The sequence below is a fragment of the Paenibacillus sp. AK002 genome (assembly GCF_053903045.1).
This window is the reverse complement of sequence record NZ_CP096377.1, coordinates 2,946,958-2,965,929: the sequence shown is the minus strand read 5'-3', so window position 1 is coordinate 2,965,929 and position 18,972 is coordinate 2,946,958. Positions and strand designations below refer to the sequence as shown.

Here is an 18,972-nt window from a genome sequence, read left to right as displayed (position 1 = left end):
ATCTTATTTACGTCTGTATAACCCCTCATCTTCCAAAAAAGGGACACCCGAAACATAAATAAAAAACAACTCATACCTCAAGTATGAATTGTTTTTTCGCCATGTCGATCACTTCTTTTGTTTAGAAGACATATATATGTGTCAGACTTTACTCCCGCGAGGATACAAACTGAAAGATCAGCATCTCTTTGTCGTTCCTCGTTGCAACAAATTCCTGCATGCGAGAGGGCGAAACATAGTTGTGCATCGTCTTTCTCCAGAATGCCTGCGCCCGCTTATTGCGATCGGTGGCATTCGTCTGGACTTCCCAGCTGCCATCATGCTTGCCGAACACTTGCGATGCAGCATTCTCAGCAACATGTTTGCCCCGGAAGGGCTTCATAACAAAAAACTCATTCATATAAAATTCACTGCCAAAAGTGTACGGCGGGGTTGCTACGAGGGCGAACCCTGCCGGGATACCTTCCACTCGAATCAGATAGGGAAACAAAACCAAGGGCTTCTCCCACCATATATCAAAAACTTGATTCTGGTCATATAAGGTTCTAGTATCGTCATCCTCAAAGACGCCGTATCGATTCGGCTTCCACCCCCATATCTCCGATAAATCGTGCAAATATAGCGGATATAGATTGTTAATCATAAATTTGGCGGAAGCATCGCTTAACTCCACGGTAACTTTCATATATTTCCCTCCATCCTAGACATATTCCAAACTCTTGAAATACTGCATTTTGCTATCTATAAAACCTTCATCAATGTCGGCAATGCCCACAAATTCCGAATTGCGAAAACATAGACCAAAGAGCCAAAGCTGCCGAACGGCAACAAATACAGGGACAGCAGCAAGATCATTTTCGCTGAGAGATCTGACGCTGCAATACCCACTCAGAAAGGCGTCCCATAATCTTTCGACTTCCTCCGGGTCATGTCTGCTATGTATTTCTCTGGCCAGCCTAAACTCCGCAATATCGTAAGCTCTCCAGCCGTAACCGCATAAATCAAAATCATAATGGGTCAGCTTTCCGTCCTCTGTCCATGCAGCATTCGTATTGCCGTGCAAATCTCCGTGGCACACGCCCCAATCTAAACCTTGAACCTTAAGCTCCGAGATTCGTTTCTTAAGTTCCGTTGCCATTTCACTAAGGTAGTTAACATCCGTCAACCGATGCTCCATATAGGATCTGATGATGGATAAAGGCCGCTCTATAAGAAACTCCATATCTAGCCGTTCCCTTGCAAACCGACTTTCAAATTGATCCGCCACCTTATGCATATGGCCGATGGATTTACCGAACCGGTAACTGTCCGCTGCGGCGTGAATCGGCATCTCTTGTCCTTCCGCATATTGAAATAGAACCCCGTACCGGGTTCCCTCCATGACGTTAAATCCGCTAAGGTACGCGCCGTCTTTTCCCGGAACGGGCTCTGACACGCTGATCCCGTTCGCACGGAGAAACCGCAGCAATTCCAATTCAAACTCGATGTCAGGCCGGCTTCTTCGATCAGCCCTATAGATGCGGAAGATATACTTATCAACATCTGTTTCAACTGCGTACGTATCGTTCATACCCCGCAAGAAATACTGAATTTTCATAACGGAACCGATCTCATAATGGTGTTGGATATGTAACCCTACCGCTTGTTTAGACAGAAGCGAGTAAGTGACAGGAAATAAACTCAATCCAAATCCCTCCTTGCACTCAAGGGTATCATCCTCGACAAACTCTTATATATAGGCCGTATGATTATAATTATTTTTTATACAAGCCGCGGTACGTCGTAATCACAAAAAAAACAATAAGCTCTCATGACTTCACGCGCAACAGAAGCATGCAAAAAAAAGAAGCATGCAAAAAAAGAAGCAGCCCGATGACTGCCTCTTGTTGTTCGATAACCTGTAAATCCGTATCCGTGCAGACTTACTGATTCAAATCGTATAAACCGGGTGCGTGCTCGTTGGCAAGCTCCGGCATCACAGGTAACGGGAAACCCTCCGGCGGTTGAACCACTTGTAATTCTCCGCCGTTTCTGCTAGGTGTTTGACCGCTAAAAATTTCGCCGATGCGTGTATCATCCAGCCTGAAATTGAACTGAGCGTTATGGAAGCCCATATCAACGTACTTCTGACATTCCGGGTATTTATGAATGTCATAATTCGGAACAGGAAATATTTTGCCCCATTCCACGCCTAGCGTCTCCAAAGCTTTTGCAAAAGCATTTTGATGTGCATTATCCCGCACGATGAGGAAAGCCAACGTTTCGCGGAAGGCCTTGTTCGTACTCATCTCATAAATTCGTGTTTTTTGAAGCACTCCCGTAGATTCAAGTACAACATTATCGAGCAAATTACCTACCAGATTGCCGTGATCGTACACGTAATTTCCCATCCACGGATTTCCGGCGGCGTCCACAGGCAAAGAACTTTGGGCTCCCATAATAAAATGATGCGGATTCGCATGTTTAATCGCTTCATTCAGCGGGGCCGCATCCGTGCCGGAATTACCCGCGCCTTCTGCGCCAGCACCGGTAAGCAGCTGGTTGATTGTATGTTGAACCAATTCGACATGGCTGATTTCTTCCAAAAAAACGCCGCGGATCAAGTCGCGGTACTGCGTTGCCTTTCCTCGAAAATTGCTGCTCTGAAAGAAAAACTGCATCATCGTCCGCATCTCCCCGAATCGGCCGCCTAACGTTTCTTGCAGCACTTTCGCAGCTGCGGGATCCGGTTTATCCGGAACGATCAGGTTGATCAGATCCTCTTTATAAAAATACATGTGCATATCCTCCGCTTTTTCAAATGGTCACCAATCCAGTTTGCGTTGAGCCCTCTTTTTCCATGCGTCTGCACCCGATACAATGATTTCCTGCAAATTTCCGAGAACTTCGTTCTGATTAGAATGAAACAATAACCTCCTGTACATAATGACTCTGTTTGGATAAATATTAAAGGAGCGAATATTGATGGGTATTTTAAGCGGAAACCCTAAAGATGAGCCCATGCATTACGGGGAGATTTTTAGCGTATGGGAAACCTCCATGCTGGCAAAGGGAATGGTGTCCTGCTATGAGGCTTATTTGAATCACGCGGGAGATAAAGACCTTAAAAAAATTCTTCATGATCTGCTGGATCAGGCTAAACTCGAGATTAAAGAATGCGATGAGCTGCTTACCGACAACGGAATCCCGCCTGCACCGGGGCTTCCCGAAAGACCCCCTGTCAAGCTTGAGGATATTCCGGCTGGCGCAAGATTCACGGATCCGGAAATCGCGGCCAAAATCGCAGCGGATACATCACTCGGACTAGTATCTTGCAGCCAAATCATGGGACAATCGATCCGGGAGGATATCGGTGCATTATTTGCTAAATATCATCTCGTCAAGACCGCGCAGGGTGTGCGAATCCTTCAGATGAATAAGGAAAAAGGCTGGCTCATTCCGCCGCCGCTGCAAATCAAGAGACCCGAGTAAAAATAGCATTTCCCAATCTCTTGAAACACTGAGCCTTGACGATCCACAAGCCAAAGAAGCAGCGATCAACGCTGCTTCTTTTAGTTAACCTATTCCCTCACTCCCAGCGAGGCTTCCATGTTCCGACTGAAGCTGTTTGGCCGATGGAGGGCTTTTGGCCTGCTGCCTGCCAATAAGGAACATACCGAGAACGACCAGGATGCCTCCTCCCCACTGCTCCCATCCTGCGGGTTCTTTTAGTACGATGACAGATAACAATAGAGCCGTGAAAGGCATCATGCCGGAAAAAGCGGCAGCTGTTGAAACATGGCAGCGCTTGATGCCGGCATACCACATGATGAACGCTACGGCCGTCACGATCGGCCCATACCATATCAGTGCGAACCATTCCCGTAATCCGATGGCAGCCAGCGAAGTGAAAGGATCCTCGAAACCAGCGGGAATCAAGCATAATAGGAAAGCGATCGCAGAGACAAGCGTCGTTTGGACTCCAGGATGCATGGCATGATTTGGAGAAGACGTTTGCTTCACCGAACCGATACGGGATAGCAGGTTGAAGCCGGATTCGGATAGAGCCGCGCAGAGCACCAGCAAGTTCCCGTATACGTGCTGCACCTTGAAAGAAATGCCGGGCGTGAGCATTCCTTGTAATACGAGGATGCCTCCTACCGTGCTGAGAATGCCTGCCAGCTTGCTGCCGCTAACCGACTCTTTCAGAAACACGAATGCCAACATCACGGTAAAAGCAGGCGTAGTCCCCGTGAGTATTCCGGCTTCTGCCGTGCTAGTATGAAGAAGGCCATGCAATAGAAGCATCCGAAACAGAAACATACCCAAGAGGGCCTGAAAAAACAGATCCCCCCACTCACCCCATGATAGCCTTCCAACCGTTCTCTTCAAATCCTTCATGCAAAGAGGAATCATGCATAACAAAGCCAGCAATAAACTGGCCGCCGTTATCGTAAACGCACCTAACTTTCCGTTCAACAGCCACGCCGTGATGACAGAGGTTCCTGCCAGCGTGAAAGCCCCCATTAAATAAAGCATTCCTTTCCATCGTTCCAACACGATCACATCCCCTTGAAATCTCCAATCGATAGCCGCTAATCTATGCTACAATCATAGGAAATTAACTGGTATGATGAAAGAGCCAGTTGAACTCAAATATAAGCATACCAGTTGGAGGTCGGGCCAACATGTGGGGAATCAAATTACATCGGAACAGCGAAGTTTCGCTCAAACGCCAAATTTATTTGGCCATAAGGGATAAGATCGTTCACGGGAACCTGCCGTCAGGAGAAGCCGTCCCCTCTTCCCGTCAATTGGCCAGAGATCTGAACGTGTCTCGTGCCACGGTCAACGAAGCTCTGGACATGCTGAACGTCGAGGGCTATGTCGTCAGCAGACAAGGAGCGCCGACGCGCGTCGCCCAAGGCATCGTGCTGGATCCTCCGACTGACGCCGAACCGCGGACGCAGAAAGAAGGCCCTCCTGACTTTGCAGCGGATTTTCGTACGGGCCAGCCAGAACTGAGGTTATTCCCGCGGTACGCATGGCAGCAGATTTCATCGAAAACCCTTGGCGGCATGAGCTCCGCCCTGCTGGGTTATTCGGGTCCCCAGGGCCTGCCGGCGCTGCGCAATGAAATTTCTTTATGGCTGTGTCGCAGCAAAGGACTCAGCGTGGATGCCCAGGATATATACATAACGGCAGGCGCGACGCATGCGCTCAGCATCCTTGCCGATTTGCTCTATCGGGACCGTCAGGAGATATGGTTTGAAGATCCATGCAATATCGAGATGCTGCAGACGTTTATCAATAAAGGGTATCGCATACATCCAGTTCCCGTGGACGAATGCGGCATGCAAACAGATCTCCTGGGCGGCAAATCAAGTGGTCCCGTGTATGTCACCCCCTCCCACCAATTTCCACTTGGCGGTATCCTGCCGGCCGATCGGCGCGCTGCCCTTATTCGTTACGCCAGAAAGAACGACAGCTATATCATTGAGGACGATTATGACAGCGAGTTCAGATATTACGGGGATTCCGTCTCGCCTTTATATGCCCTGGATCCCGATAGGGTGGTCTATGTCGGCACATTCAGCAAGGTTCTATTCCCAGCGCTTCGCATCGGTTACGCGGTGGTTCCCCGTCAGCTTCAACAAAGCTGGAGCCGGTTACGTACCCATACCGATGTGCAGAATCCCCCTTTTGAACAGGCTGCTTTGGCCGAATTTTTACATACCCGGAAATTTGACAGGCATATCGGGAAGATGCGTAAGATCTACGGCGAACGCAGACAGGTCCTTTTGTCTTCATTACATAAACACTTCGGAAATGATTGGCGTTCTTGGGGAGATGCAGCCGGTTTGCATCTTGCTGTAGAGTTTCCCGGGGCTGTCTTTGACGAGGCTTTCAGGCAGAGGATCAGGCAAGATCGAATACGCATCACGCCGCTGGATTATCACAGCATTCAAAAAGGTCTCCACGCCAACAAGCTGCTGTTTGGCTACGGCCATCTTGAGCCTGGAGAGATCCGTGACGGAATTATGCTCCTGCATGCTTATTTAAAGGATCACGGCTACTTATAAAAAAGGCTGCCATCAGGCAGCCTTGTTCATGATACATTCCTATTCCGCTAATCCACTTCGTATAGGCTCTTTATTCGAAGTCTCCGCAATAGCCAAGGCCTTCGCAGCTGTTTCGGCTTCCTGAAAGGCCTTCTCCAGAATTTGACTTCGATCCAGAATGGCATTCCCTTGCGCCCGGATGATCTGATAATCCATGATCCCCATAAAGTTAAACATGGATTTCAGGTACTTATGAGAGTATTCCACCTCGGTATACCAGTCATTATTCGTGTAAATGGCGTCACTTGCCTGAATAACCAGCAAACTGCGGCCATCGGTTAGCAAACCTTCCGAACCGTTCTCCGTGTATCGAAATGTCTCCCGCGCTATGAGGATGTTGTCGATATAATCCTTAAGCTTGGACGGAACGTTGAAATTGTGCAATGGCATGGCAATGACATACTTCCGCGCATTCTTAAACTGCTTCAGGATGACGGACATCCGATCCGTGATCTGCTGCTCCTCTTCGTTAAGCGGCTCCCCTCTTCCCTGTTTGCTCCATGCCTCAAGAACCCTGTAGTCAATGGCAGGTATATGATCGCGGTATAAATCCAACTGTTCGATTAGGCCTGCTGGATTCCATTTCGTGTACGTCTCTACAAAATGCTGAAGCACCTGTAAGCTGACAGAGGCGGCTGCTTCCACCTTCGGATGCGCATTAATAATAAGCATTTTTCCCATCCAATTTCTCTCCTTTTTAATCTATTCATCATATAGACAAATAAGGCAGTGCGGTTGTGACATCACCGGCAATACTTTTTATGCATAAAGCAGAGGCCGTAATGGAAATGATATCTAGTATCAAGAATTGCGGGGGAGCGGATGCAGGAATGGACCTCAAAGAAAGCCTGGCTGAATATTTCAAAGCGAATGCCGATTATTTCAATGTTGAAATACGATTGCTGCAATATCATGTCCAGGTGATCGGTTTTGATTCATTGGTGGATCTTCCCCAGAGCATCGCATCGCTTCAAACCCAAACCTCGAATCTAACCGAAACCACCATGGCACCAGCAGATATTCTTAAAACTGTGGGCGAGCTTGTTGAACCCAAATTGGAAGTGGTTGTATCCAACATCATGAAGGGCCACCTGATCATTCTGGAGCCCCTGTCCGGGGCCTGCAGCGCCGTTCTGCCGATATCGAAAAATGTCACCCGCTCCGTCACATCTCCCGAAACCGAGAACACATTGTACGGCTCCAGCAGCGCCTTTCTGGAAGATATCAATACGAATATCGGCATTCTTCGTAAACATTGCACCGGATCCTCCTTGCAAGTGGAAACGTACACCGTTGGAAAAAGTCATCCCAAATCCTTATTGTTAATCTATCAGAAAGACCGGATCAAACCCAGGTTATTACAATCCATTCAAACCAAAATCAAAGCGGGTCTGGATCAGGATGTTCATCATATCCAGCAGCTCGAGAAGATGCTTGGCGTCAACACGTGGTCGCTCGTAACCAACTTCAACATGACGGAACTTCCGCAGAATGCAGCCCACTCCCTGGAGCAGGGCAAGGCCGTGTTAATGCTTGACCGTTATCCGTTCGCGATCATTATCCCTAGCCTTGTCATGGATATGTTCTGCATGAAGGACGATCATAATTATCCCCTCCCCTTCATGTACCTGATCCGAATCTTGAGAGTCGTCGGCGTCTTGATCGCGACGATTATTCCCGGACTCTATGTTGCCCTGGTGTCCGTCAACCCTGAAGCTCTTAGGCTTCAACTCGCCCTCTCAATTGCCAACAGCCGGCTGGAAGTCCCTTATCCCGCCTTTGTTGAGACACTGCTGCTGCTTATCGTGCTGGAGCTCATCCTGGAAGCAAGTGTCCGTCTGCCAAAAAGCGTAGGTCCTACCATTACGATGGTTGGCGGCATTATACTTGGCCAGGCTGCCGTATCCGCCAAACTCGTCAGCAACCTGTTGATTATTGTGCTGGCAGGTACAACTATTGCTTCTTCTACGGTGGTGGGATTCCAAAACTCCGTATCCGTGCGAGTGTTCAAGTATCTGCTGATCATACTGTCCGCCATCTTCGGCATGCTGGGATTGCTTGCTGGAATTGTTGTTATCTGTGCTTATATGGGCCATCAGAAAAGTATGGGAATTCCTTACCTATCCTTACCTACATTGAATCAGAAGGATGAGCAAAATGGATAAGAGCGGTTATCAAGCAACCATCCTGTACGTGGTTTGTCATATGGGGCTTATCTTTTTTCTCTATCCCTCCGATTTGTTTTCAGGCATGGACATGGGACACTGGATCGGAATATCCATAAGCTATGCGCTGCATGCAGCTGCCCTCTATATGTACATTAAAGGCCTGAAGTGGACGGCCCGGAGGAATGTTGTGGATATGTTCCGCAGCACCGGCAAATATCTCGCGTGGATCTTTTTGCTTCCTGCTTTCTTTTACTTTGGCATTGCTATCATCGTAACAATTAGGGCCTATTCCGAGATGTTAACCTTGGTCTTTTTATCGACCACGCCACTGTGGGCGGTCGAGTTCTTATTGATTGCCATTGCTTTACTCATGGCGTGGCAAGGGATGTCCAGCATGGCGCGAACCAGCGTCCTCTTGGTTGTCTTGTTCACGTTTCCCATTTTGTTTGTTCTCTGTCTAGGCTTTCAAAATGTGGATTGGTATTATTTGCTGCCGATCATTGACCCGGAGCAATCCTTGCATTTCATAGCAAAGCCCGATTTTCTGGTCAGTTTATTCGTTTACGCAGGCGGTTCCTTTTTCCTGGGGCTGCTGCCTCCTTCCATACATATCAGCATCAAGAAAATGATGCTGGGCTGCCTTCTTCTGTTGCCCATGTTTCTCTTATCGGTTTATTTGCCGCTTCTAACCTTTGGGCAAGCCACTGCCGAGCTATACCAATTTCCGATGCTGATGACCATAGATACCGTGAATATCACTTGGCTGTTGTTTGATCGGGTAACGATTTTCTTCTTATTGAGTCTGATGGCGTTTGCGCTGCTGTACTTGGGTGTGACATTATGGGTTCTCGTCACGCTTACCAAGGAGGCCATCCCCATCATCCCGAAAATCTACCTGTTGATTGCTCTGACCGCCGGTTTGTTTGCGATATCCTTGGCCATCCCGAACTGGGATTCCCTTAAGAAGCTGCAAGAGTGGATTATTCCTCTGCGATTGTATATATTCCTGGTGCTTCCCCTAATGACGTTTATCATCGGCTGGCGGCACAAGCACAAAGCAAACCGTGCAACGGAGGTAACCTGATATGAACAATCTGGCCAATATCCGCCTTGCCTTGAAGTGCCTCATGCTCGCTGCCTTGGTCCCCTTGCTTGCAGGCTGCTGGGATAACAAAGACATTAATCATCGCTCGCTTCCGGTAATCATGGGCATTTCGTTAACCGAAGATAATCAATACAAGGTGTTTCTGGACATTCCGGCCACGAATGATACCAGCACCGTCAATATCGTTTCGGATACGGGCAATACGATCAATGAAATCATCGATCATATGAGCATGAACATGGAGACTCAAGTGGATCTGCTGCATTTGAAAATCGTCATCGTGGATAAAAACTTTGCCCGTAACGGCATGGAAGACATCATATCTGCGTTTAACCGGTCCAGGGACATCTCATCCAAAACGCTGTTTGCGATCAGTGATCAAACACTGGATCAATTCTTTATGGAAATGCAAAAAAAATCGGAGCACAGCAGCAGCATCGTCTATGATTTTTTCGAAAAAAATGCCGGCTGGAATCCCCAATTGGCGGATACTCGCGTATGGCAATTGTTTCGAAGCATTCATTCCTATACGCACGATGTCATCGTCCCGATCATACGTTCAGGCAGATCCACCAGCATCGAATGCTTAGGCTCAGCCATCATAAAGAATGGCAGGATGACAGGCCAAATCGGGCCCGATGAAACGCTTGTCGCCAATGCCTTTTATGGAAAAAGCGCGTTCGGCAAGGTTGAGGTTATGGAGAGCGCCACCGTTCAAATCATTAGCAATCGCCTGACCCATCATAGCTGGATGAAGGACGGAAAGCCTTATCTTCGAAGCCATCTCAAGCTGAAAGTCACCATCTTGGACTCCAGGGGACATCCGACGGAAGAGCAAATCAACGAGAAGGTGGAAGAACTGCTCACCTTAAGGCTGAATCAGATGTTTAAGAAAACGCAAAAAGAACAAGCGGATATTTTGGCACTGGGACAATATTTTAGAAACTACCTGACCCGGGAACAACTGGAGGATTGGAGAACAACGTACTATCCCGATCTGGATTTTAAGCTGAACGTAACGACCGTCGTAGAGAATCGAGGCAATCTTAAGAGACTGTGAGTACGTTTTAACAGATACAACGCACTTGAATTCAAAACAAAAAGGCCGCGCTTGCGGCCCTTTTCTTATTTTTTTTGCATGAGCTGGCTGGTGTTAGTTCGTCGCGTGATTCTTACTCCCGCTTAATGCTCCATGTATTTCTGGGTTTACCATGAATGGACCAGGATCTCGCGTAAAGCGTCCAGCAACCCTTGATTTTCTTCATCTGTTCCTACCGAAATCCGAATATGACGCGGAAGCCCCCACCCTTTGGCTGACCGGACGATGATCCCTCGTTCCAGCAGCTGATGGTATATGTCGTCTGCATGTTCGCCAAGCTCTGCCAGAATGAAGTTGCTCATGCTCTCGACATAAGGAATCGATAATCGGCTCAGGCCCTCATAGATTTGGTTCCTCCCTTGTTCATTCATCCGGCGGGATGCATCGACATGTTCTTCATCCCCGAGCGCAGCCGCTGCTGCTGCCTGTGCCAACGCATTCACGTTAAAGGGCTCCTTAACCTGAAGCAGCGTGCGGATGATCCCTTCGGAGGCAGCGCCATACCCGACTCGAATGCCCGCAAGCCCGTAAATTTTAGAGAAGGTGTTAAGTGTGATGACCGGATATCCCGACTTGATGAAATCGATGCCGTCCGAGTAATCGGGAGCCGTGGCATAATGGCGGTATGCGGTATCAATGACAACCAGCACGCGAGAGGGAAGGCTGTCGAGCAACTGTCTCATTTCAGACTCTGGCATGTAAGTGCCTGTAGGATTATTCGGCGTGCACAGGTAAACGATTTTGGTACGTTCCGTGATGACGGCCAGCATATCTTCAGCTGAGAAAGCATATGGTTCGCGCAGCGGCACCTTAATGACCGTGCCCGACATGAGAAATGCGCCAAACTCGTATTCGCTGAACGTCGGATCGGGCACCACGATCTCGTCGCCAGGCTCCAGATACGCCCGTGAAATCAGCATGATCAGCTCATCTCCGCCGTTCGTCACGATGAATTGATTCGCCGCCAATCCCAGGTGCCGGCCAAGCGCTTGCGCAAGAACCGACGAGCGTTCGTCGGGATAACGGTGCAGGTCAGGCAGCTGATTCTGAATGGCTTGCAATGCTTTTGGCGAAGGACCGAGCGAATTTTCATTGGAAGCCAGCTTAATGACGCGATCCAGTCCGTATTCTTGCTGCACTTCCCAGATGGGTTTACCCGCCGTGTAAGGCTTCAGACGTCCTAGCGCCGGCCGCGGCGTTATTTGAGGCTCCCCTTCCCCTGCTCTAGTCAATGTTCTCTCCCCCTAACCATGATTTATGGTCTCATTATTTATGGGCCCCACTTCTATATCTCGCTGTAATCGATCTCCAGAAACTGCTCGACTTCCTTCTCCCAGCGATTCTCGACAAAATCAACATGCTGGGGATGCACATTGTAGGCTTCATAATCGGCTTCGCTCGCAAACTTCATGGAGAAGCCGAAATCGTATGTATTTTTGGGACTGATTTGCTTGAATACCTTAAACTCCTGAACCGTTGGAATCGTGCTGAGGGCAGTTCGTCCGTCCTCCAGGAAACGATGCTCCTCCTCCGAGCCTTTCTCGTGTTTAAGCGAAAAAATAACGGAATGAATCAAGCGGTTTGATGACATATTAGTCCAACTCCTTCTCTTTTTCTAGGCTAGAATTACATCATATTATAACGGCAAAGGCCAAAAAAATCGCTACTAAAAAGGCACCTTGTTCCAAAAAAATTGGAACAGGGTGCCTAGCACAGGCAGATTCAAAAGTATACCTATTTCGCTTTGTGATTGTGATTCGCCAGCAAATCAAGCAAATAGGCTTTCAAGTCAACCATACGTAAATACTGAGGCTTCTCATTCGTTCCGACAATGATAAGCGGAACAAGCGATTCCGTGTGGCGAATCGAACCGTGGCCCCCGCCCCCTTCATGGGTCGGAGAGCTTCGGTCCGCCAATTCGTATCCCGGTTTAGCCGTGACCACCAAGAATTGCCCTTTATGGGAGTTCAGCGCCCCTGACAATCTCGCCAGCACATCCGGATACTGCCCGTAGTCCAAAGTGCGAGTCTGGGCGTTCAATTGAAGGTCCAGCACTTCGGCATCCTGCTTCACGGTCCACGCTTGTTTATAACGGTCGATCAGGCTGCCCTTCTCTTTATATTGGAGCTGCATATACGTGGATCCCTGCATGGCGTGAATCCATTCGTCTTCTTTCCATGCAACGAAATCAATGCGGTCATCCTTGCTTATGATTTCGGCCAAGCTTCGGAGCGTACGGTCCGGCTTGAACTTATATACGTAAGCCATCGTTTCATTCACCGCTAGCGCAATCTCGGTTTCATCCTTGAGATCCTCACCCGGCTTTAATATGCGGATGCCTTTCAGCATAGCAGGCAAATCAATCTCCGAACGCTGCTCACGTGGAAGAAGCTGCGTCATGCCGCTGTCCCCGGCGATGATGAATATAGCCTCTTCGAACGCTTTTTCCGGCGATCCAAACGACTGCAATAAGGATTGAAGCTGCTGATCCACCTTTTTGACGCCTTCGAGCTCCGACGGACCCTTTTTATGAAGCTTCTGGTCCAAGTCCGGCAGATATACATACAAAAAATCCGGCAGCTTATCAGCTTGGATCAGATGGTTTACGGCCCCTATCGCGAATTTATTGTTCATCCCCATTCGTTCGGTGAGATCGTCAGGCAATTTCTCGTTACCGTCGAAGGGATTGGACAGAGCTCCCAAGGTTAAAAAATCCGGGCCTTTAACTTTTATATTTTTCTGCAGCGACGTCGGCCCCTGTATCCAATCCGGGATCGTCAGCGTATGCTCGGTCGTTCCGCGATATACCAAGCCGTTGATCGACCCCGATTTCAAGCCCCTGCGGGCTAAATCTTCGTAGATCGTACGCGAATCCGCATGTAAATGTTCCCCGTTCAGATGGATTAACGCATCGGTCAGGACCGGATTGATCCCCTGCCTCAGGATTTCCATGGGCCCTGTGCCGTAATTGATCAATTTTTTATCGTCGGTCGAATACCATAACAGACCCGGAACGCCATGGACGTTCGGATAGGCCCCCGTTAACATCGAGCTGTCGATCGTAACGGACATCGTAGGAAAAGAGCTGACAAGATCCTTGTAGTATTGCCCATGTTCAATTAGGGTCTGAAAGGTAGGCAGCTGTTTTTGGGATATGCCCTTATCGATGGCCTGAGCCATTAGGGAGTCGATCATCAAGAATATGACTTTCTTATGCGTCGCTCCTTGTTCGGATTTTACCCGCAGCAAATCCTGCTCGGCAGGTTGCTGGTGCTGGCATCCCATTCCCGTGATCAATACAAGAGACAGCATGCCGAATAAGATTTTTTGTATTCGCATTTCCATTCACCACCTTCGTACATTTTGTCACAGAGATGGGAATGTCATGCAAGGGATATTTTGCATATTCGCAGCATGTTCAAACTTAAAAGAGAGAGGACCCTTATCGCCCTCTCTCCCATGGTCTGTATCAATCATCCGCTGCCGTCCCCTTCGGTTTCGTCAGTTTGAAGAACGATCCCGCACCCAGCACGGAGGTGACGAACAGGATGGCACCCATCGGCACGGCGGTGGATTCGTTAATCCCGACCAGCGGCGACACCATCGAACCCAGCATTAAGGGAAGCAAACCGATGACTGCGCTCGCGCTACCGGCCCGATGACCCTGGTTCTCCATGGCTAGCGTCAAAAACGAACTTTCCTGATGTGAAGAAGACAGGACAAACACTTAACGTATTGGTCTTGACATATATGAGAATAACAATCGATTGTACGCAACCACCCCGACAGTCTGGGGGTTCGCTGTCACGGATCTCCAGCTCCGGTCCCCCCTCGGTGCTATATTGATAGTCCGTCGCTTTCTCATATCCCGGCGGAATAAGTTCTCTCATAACCCGTTAGAATAGAATCCCCGCCTTTCGGTCAGATAAACCAGCCCACAACCGTTAGCGCTGAAACAACCAAATGGTGAAGACTTACCATGCCCAAAAAAAAACAGCGGCAAGTCCGGAATCCTCCGGCTTGCCGCTGCATTTATTTTAGAACGTCCGGTAGAACATCCTTGCACTTTCCTTCTCCGGAATCGGCAAGCGCTGCGAGACGGGCAGCATCTGCGGAAAAGCCTTATGCGGCTCGCGCTGATACCAGTATGCGACCGACGAGTAGTCGTTCGATTGGCTATTTCCGTGCCCGTGCTCGATGCTGAAGCGGATCGACTTTCTGAAGATGATGGGATCGACGATATGAAACCGGTATTGCGTCATTTTCCCGGAATAATCGTTAAACGAAATGGTATTGCTCTCTTTCCAGGCATCGCCGTTTTCACGGATCGGGGCGTACAGTGACAAGCCGTGGTAGGGCGCATCATATTTCCCCGCCGGATACCCCCAGGCGGCGCAGAAATAATCCTCCGTCCCCGTCCCGTGCAGTCGGGGCGGCCAAGGTTCACCGTCGATGAAGAACATGTCGTCCCCCTCGCCGGGCCAACTAAAACCCGGCATCGGATTCAGATGGTCAATGCTCAGGTTGCAACCTACATAATGGCCTTCGCCTACCGCATCTAGCAGGACGTAATTATCGTCGCCGGTCAGGTTTTTCAGCTCATACACCTTCTGGTCGGAATAATTCGCCTTATCCTGCTGATCGTGCTCCGTTTTCAGCGCGGACAAGTCCACCAATCCCTTCGTCGGATTCTCCCTGCGCCACGAGGCGTGGAAGTAAAAGCTGTCGTCCGGGACCGCTTTTTCCACATAGTCCACGTAATAGTACAACACGATTTCGTCTTCGCACTCATTGACGATTTCGATGCGTGCCCCCTGGCGGAACGGCATTTCGAAAAAACAGTTCATGGCGGCCTTATCTTCGATCACGCCCTGGGTCGTAATCATGTTGAGTGGCATGGAGACATAGTGGCTGGCCACGCCATGCCCAACTCCGAAGAAGTCGCCGACCGGCGAGTCCACGCTGGGTTCCCGTTCGTCATCCCAAAACATGCGGATCAATACTTTGCGGAACGCGTATTTGTTCCTGGCCGCGATGGTCATCCAGATATGCTGGATCACGCCCGAGCCGGCGATTTCCGCAATCGCCGCCGTTTGCCCGGCCCCAATCGCGATGAAATCCCGATTGCCTCCAGTCGTATCCCAGCTCGATCGCCGCCGGGACGTTCCTTCCTTACGCAAATATAACTGGTTCATGCTAACTCTGCTCCTCCCTCGAATTCCAAATCAAGCCTTAATCCCTGTTAACGTAATGCCTTCGATAAAATAACGCTGTCCGATAAAAAATACGATAATTGCCGGAAGCAGCACCACGGTTGCCGCCGCCATCATCAAATGCCACTCGGCCGAATACATGCCTTTGAACTGCTGCAGTCCAAGGGCCAGCGTATATTTGGTTTCGTCGTTCAAGTAAACGAGCGGACCGAGGAAATCGTTCCACGCGGCCAAGAACGAAAACAAACCGACGACGATCAGCGCGGGTTTGGTGAGCGGCAGGATGATCGAGCGGAATATCTTGAAATGGCCGGCGCCGTCCACATAAGCCGCTTCATCCAGATCCCGAGGGATGCTGAGATAGAATTGACGCAGCAGAAAAATGTTGAACGCGCCGCCGCCAAACCAAGCCGGCGCGATCAGCGGGATGAAGGAATTGGTTAACCCCACTTTGCTCCAGCCGATAAACGTCGGGATCAGGGTCACCGCGTACGGCAGCATCATACTAGACAGAAGAAGGCTGAACACCAGATTCCTGCCTCTCCAGTTCATCCGCGCGAAGCTGTAGGCGCTGATCGAGCTGGTTACGATGACGCCCAGCACCGAAAAGACAACGATGATCGCGGTGTTCACGAAATACCGGCCAAAAGGCAGGATGGTCAGCGCTTCACTATAATTGGAAAATTGAACGGGGTTAGGAATCCACACCGGCGGCAGCTCGAAAATTTGCCCCATATTCATCAGCGAACTGCGGACGAGCCACACCAGCGGCAGCAGGCTAAAAATCCCCCCGGCGGCAAGCACCAGATAGATCAGGCCTTTTTCAAACCAAGCCTTGGCTCTCATCGCGCACCATCCCCCTCATAATAAACCCATTTATTCGATGTCCTGAACACGACGTACGTCAACACCATAATGATCAGGAACAGCACCCAGGCAATCGCGCTGGCGCTCCCCATCCGCGAAAACTGGAAGGCTTCCCGGTACAAATAAAACACGTAAAATAAGCTGGCGTTATTGGGTCCGCCATTCGTCATAACATAAGCTTGCGAGAACACCTGAAAGCCGTTGATGATGCCCATGATCAGGTTGAAGAAGATTGTCGGCGTCATCATCGGAATCGTAATATGCCGCAGTTTCGCGAGCCTTGATCCGCCGTCCATCTCAATCGCTTCGTACAGCGACCGGGGAATATCCTGCAGACCCGCCAGAAAAATAATCATCGTCCCGCCCGTGGTCCACAGATTCATTAATGCCAGGGAAGGCACAACCGACTTCTCACCGAAAATCCATTGGCTTCCCGGAAGGCCCAGGGAGCGAAGCAGCTCGTTGGCAAGACCGAGATCGGGATTGAGCAGCCACAGCCAAATAAACGAGATCGCGATGATCGGTACGATCGACGGCAGATAGAAGATGGTGCGGAAGAGCGACTTCCCTTTCACATTCTGATTCAAGAGAATCGCCAGCAAGAAGGAATAAACGATGCCGGTTGGCACACTAAGGATCACGAAATAGAAAGTAACGGCCAGCGACTTGTAAAAATATTGGTCCTCGCCGCTGAACAATCGTCTATAATTGTCGAGACCCGTAAAGGTCGGTGAATTCGATCCGGTATAGTCGGTAAAACTCATGTACAGGCTGTACATCATCGGGCCGAGCGTGAAGATCAGCAAGCCCAAAATTGCCGGCAGAGCAAACAACCAACCGTAAAGCTCTCTTTGTGTGCGGCGTTTCTTTCGCATACGGTTCCCGGTATGGGAAGAGATGGCTCCCATAAGCAAGTCCTCCTCCATCGAAACGCTGCCGAGGGACGGCGCCGCTTCATGGGTGACGCGGCACCGCCTCCGGACATACGCTCGTTATTTCAAATAGGTGCCCTGTACTAGCGACTTCACTTTGGTTTCCACTTCTTTCATGGCTGCTTCCGCCGTTTTCTCGCCGAGCCATACCTGATCCAAAGCCGCGGCTACCGCAGCGTCGATTTCGACGAAGTTTTTGACGTTGTTTTCCGGCGACGGCTCCGCATGTTCATAGGTGGAGCGCATCACGGCATCCTGGAAGCCGGCCGGTCTTCCGGGGAGCTCCTCATTAGCCCACTTGTTGATCAATTCCGGATCCTCGTACCATTTATTGAGCTGCGGCATCCATAAACCTTGGTGCAAATCGAGCACGTTCTGAGGATCGGTGAGGAATTTGGAGAACTCCCACGCTTCCTTCGGGTGCTGCGAGCTTTTGAAAATGATCAGGGAACCGCCGAGGAAAAACGTTTTGTAGTCCTTGATGACCGGAAGTACGCCAACGCCCCAGTCCATGTTGGTTTTGCTCAAATCAAGGTGGTTCCAGCTGCCGTCGATGATCATCGCCACTTTTTTGGACTGCAGCGCGGTCGCCGGAGCGGGAATGCTGCTGGCCTGGACCGGCGATGGCGAGACGTGGTGCACGTTAATCAAATCGGCTATTCTTTGCAGCGCTTCGGTCGCTTCCGGTTTGGACAGCCCGAATTCCTTGCCGTCTGCCGTCAGATAATCCCCACCGTTTGAGAGAACCATCGGCATATAAGACGACCAACCGAGGCTCAGTTTAACGCCGTATTGCTTGATGTTCTTCGGATCGAAGCCTGGATCGTCCGGATGCTTCCCATTCCGGTCTAGCGTCAGCTTCTTGGCAGCGTCCACAAACTCATCCCACGTCCACGCTTCTTCCGCTTTGGTAGGCGGCAGTTCCACTCCCGCTTCCTTGAACATATCCGCGTTGTACATCAGAGAAGGGACGACGGAGGCCTGATACGGACCCGCGCTTTTATCCTTGTCCCAGTTCCACCAGGCATACTCCAGGTAATCCTCTTTCTTGATGCTCGGATCATCTTTCATTAAATCGAAGAAGTTGTGGATCAGCCCTTCCTCGCCCATTTTCAATTTCCAAGCGGCCGAATAGCTGATGTCCGGCGCTTCGTTGCCGGCGATCATGGCATTCAGCTTCTGCAGAAAATCCGTGCCCGGTATATGTACCGGGTTGATGGTGATGTTCGGATTCTTCTGCTCGAAGGCTTTGATGGCCGATTCGACCGCTTTCTTTTCCTCCGGGCTGCCCCAGAACGTGAATTTTAGCGTTACTTTTTCTTCGCCGTTCGCCCCGACGTTTTCTCCTCCATTTTGGCTCGCTTTTGTTTGCGAGCCTCCGCCCCCCGTTCCGCAAGCGGTTACAAACAGCGCCATGATCGTTAGGAAAATAAACATCGCTTTTAATTTGCCGGATTGTGCTCTCATATGCTGATCCCCCCGCCTAG

Annotated in this window: 17 protein-coding genes and 1 pseudogene; 5 read left to right on the top strand and 13 right to left on the bottom strand. The window is 49.9% G+C overall.

Translation table 11 applies throughout. The annotated features are described in order from the left end of the window. Positions 1-148: 148 nt before the first annotated feature. From M1D70_RS13290 to M1D70_RS13280, 3 genes are all read right to left on the bottom strand, one after another. On the bottom strand, positions 149-685 hold the full coding sequence (locus M1D70_RS13290) for a GNAT family N-acetyltransferase (RefSeq protein WP_456290082.1): 537 nt from the start codon (positions 683-685) through the stop codon (positions 149-151). A gap of 15 nt (positions 686-700) precedes the next feature. Beyond that, positions 701-1,684: a phosphotransferase gene (locus M1D70_RS13285; protein ID WP_456290081.1), complete on the bottom strand. Its 984-nt coding sequence runs from the start codon at positions 1,682-1,684 to the stop codon at positions 701-703. A 238-nt stretch (positions 1,685-1,922) separates the two neighbouring features. Next, positions 1,923-2,777, bottom strand: coding sequence for a manganese catalase family protein (locus M1D70_RS13280; protein ID WP_009593571.1), 855 nt, complete (start codon positions 2,775-2,777; stop codon positions 1,923-1,925). Positions 2,778-2,964: 187 nt separating this feature from the next. On the opposite strand from M1D70_RS13280, the gene M1D70_RS13275 reads away from it, so the two are divergent. Continuing rightward, positions 2,965-3,471, top strand: a complete 507-nt coding sequence (locus M1D70_RS13275; RefSeq protein WP_009593555.1) for a DUF3231 family protein — start codon at positions 2,965-2,967, stop codon at positions 3,469-3,471. Positions 3,472-3,555: 84 nt separating this feature from the next. Here M1D70_RS13275 and M1D70_RS13270 read toward each other — a convergent pair whose 3' ends face one another. Further along, a complete protein-coding gene (locus tag M1D70_RS13270; RefSeq protein ID WP_456290080.1) occupies positions 3,556-4,539 on the bottom strand; it encodes a DMT family transporter in 984 nt (327 codons plus the stop codon). 128 nt (positions 4,540-4,667) lie between these two features. On the opposite strand from M1D70_RS13270, the gene pdxR reads away from it, so the two are divergent. Continuing rightward, positions 4,668-6,062, top strand: a complete 1,395-nt coding sequence (pdxR, locus tag M1D70_RS13265) for a MocR-like pyridoxine biosynthesis transcription factor PdxR (RefSeq protein WP_456290079.1) — start codon at positions 4,668-4,670, stop codon at positions 6,060-6,062. Between the two features lie 39 nt (positions 6,063-6,101). On the opposite strand, the gene M1D70_RS13260 is transcribed toward pdxR, so the two are convergent. Then, positions 6,102-6,782: an FMN-dependent NADH-azoreductase gene (locus tag M1D70_RS13260; RefSeq protein WP_009593550.1), complete on the bottom strand. Its 681-nt coding sequence runs from the start codon at positions 6,780-6,782 to the stop codon at positions 6,102-6,104. 149 nt (positions 6,783-6,931) lie between these two features. On the opposite strand from M1D70_RS13260, the gene M1D70_RS13255 reads away from it, so the two are divergent. From M1D70_RS13255 to M1D70_RS13245, 3 genes are read left to right on the top strand one after another with little or no spacing between them, the layout of a single operon-like run. Next, positions 6,932-8,266 carry a spore germination protein gene (locus tag M1D70_RS13255; protein WP_456290078.1) on the top strand — a complete coding sequence of 445 codons (1,335 nt, stop codon included), beginning with the start codon at positions 6,932-6,934 and terminating at the stop codon, positions 8,264-8,266. Then, entirely contained in the window at positions 8,259-9,353 is a 1,095-nt protein-coding gene (locus M1D70_RS13250; protein ID WP_009593508.1) for a GerAB/ArcD/ProY family transporter, read from the top strand. Before M1D70_RS13255 ends, M1D70_RS13250 begins: the two co-directional genes overlap by 8 nt. A gap of 1 nt (position 9,354) precedes the next feature. Further along, a complete protein-coding gene (locus M1D70_RS13245) occupies positions 9,355-10,434 on the top strand; it encodes a Ger(x)C family spore germination protein (protein ID WP_009593546.1) in 1,080 nt (359 codons plus the stop codon). A 146-nt stretch (positions 10,435-10,580) separates the two neighbouring features. Here M1D70_RS13245 and hisC read toward each other — a convergent pair whose 3' ends face one another. From hisC to M1D70_RS13205, 8 genes and pseudogenes are all read right to left on the bottom strand, one after another. After that, positions 10,581-11,705, bottom strand: coding sequence for a histidinol-phosphate transaminase (gene hisC, locus M1D70_RS13240; protein ID WP_009593526.1), 1,125 nt, complete (start codon positions 11,703-11,705; stop codon positions 10,581-10,583). A gap of 53 nt (positions 11,706-11,758) precedes the next feature. After that, positions 11,759-12,064, bottom strand: coding sequence for a Dabb family protein (locus M1D70_RS13235; protein WP_456290077.1), 306 nt, complete (start codon positions 12,062-12,064; stop codon positions 11,759-11,761). Between the two features lie 143 nt (positions 12,065-12,207). Next, complete coding sequence (locus M1D70_RS13230) at positions 12,208-13,812, bottom strand: alkaline phosphatase family protein (protein WP_456290076.1); 1,605 nt, start codon at positions 13,810-13,812, stop codon at positions 12,208-12,210. Between the two features lie 130 nt (positions 13,813-13,942). Then, positions 13,943-14,167: pseudogene (locus tag M1D70_RS13225) on the bottom strand (MFS transporter); the annotation flags it as partial. A 343-nt stretch (positions 14,168-14,510) separates the two neighbouring features. Next, complete coding sequence (locus M1D70_RS13220; RefSeq protein ID WP_456290075.1) at positions 14,511-15,668, bottom strand: glycoside hydrolase family 172 protein; 1,158 nt, start codon at positions 15,666-15,668, stop codon at positions 14,511-14,513. Between the two features lie 30 nt (positions 15,669-15,698). Next, complete coding sequence (locus M1D70_RS13215) at positions 15,699-16,532, bottom strand: carbohydrate ABC transporter permease (protein ID WP_394056470.1); 834 nt, start codon at positions 16,530-16,532, stop codon at positions 15,699-15,701. Next, entirely contained in the window at positions 16,529-17,428 is a 900-nt protein-coding gene (locus M1D70_RS13210; protein ID WP_456290429.1) for a carbohydrate ABC transporter permease, read from the bottom strand. Before M1D70_RS13210 ends, M1D70_RS13215 begins: the two co-directional genes overlap by 4 nt. Before the next feature lie 117 nt (positions 17,429-17,545). Beyond that, the gene (locus M1D70_RS13205; RefSeq protein ID WP_456290074.1) at positions 17,546-18,952 is read right to left on the bottom strand and encodes an ABC transporter substrate-binding protein; all 1,407 of its coding nucleotides are present in this window, start codon (positions 18,950-18,952) and stop codon (positions 17,546-17,548) included. Positions 18,953-18,972 lie beyond the last annotated feature (20 nt).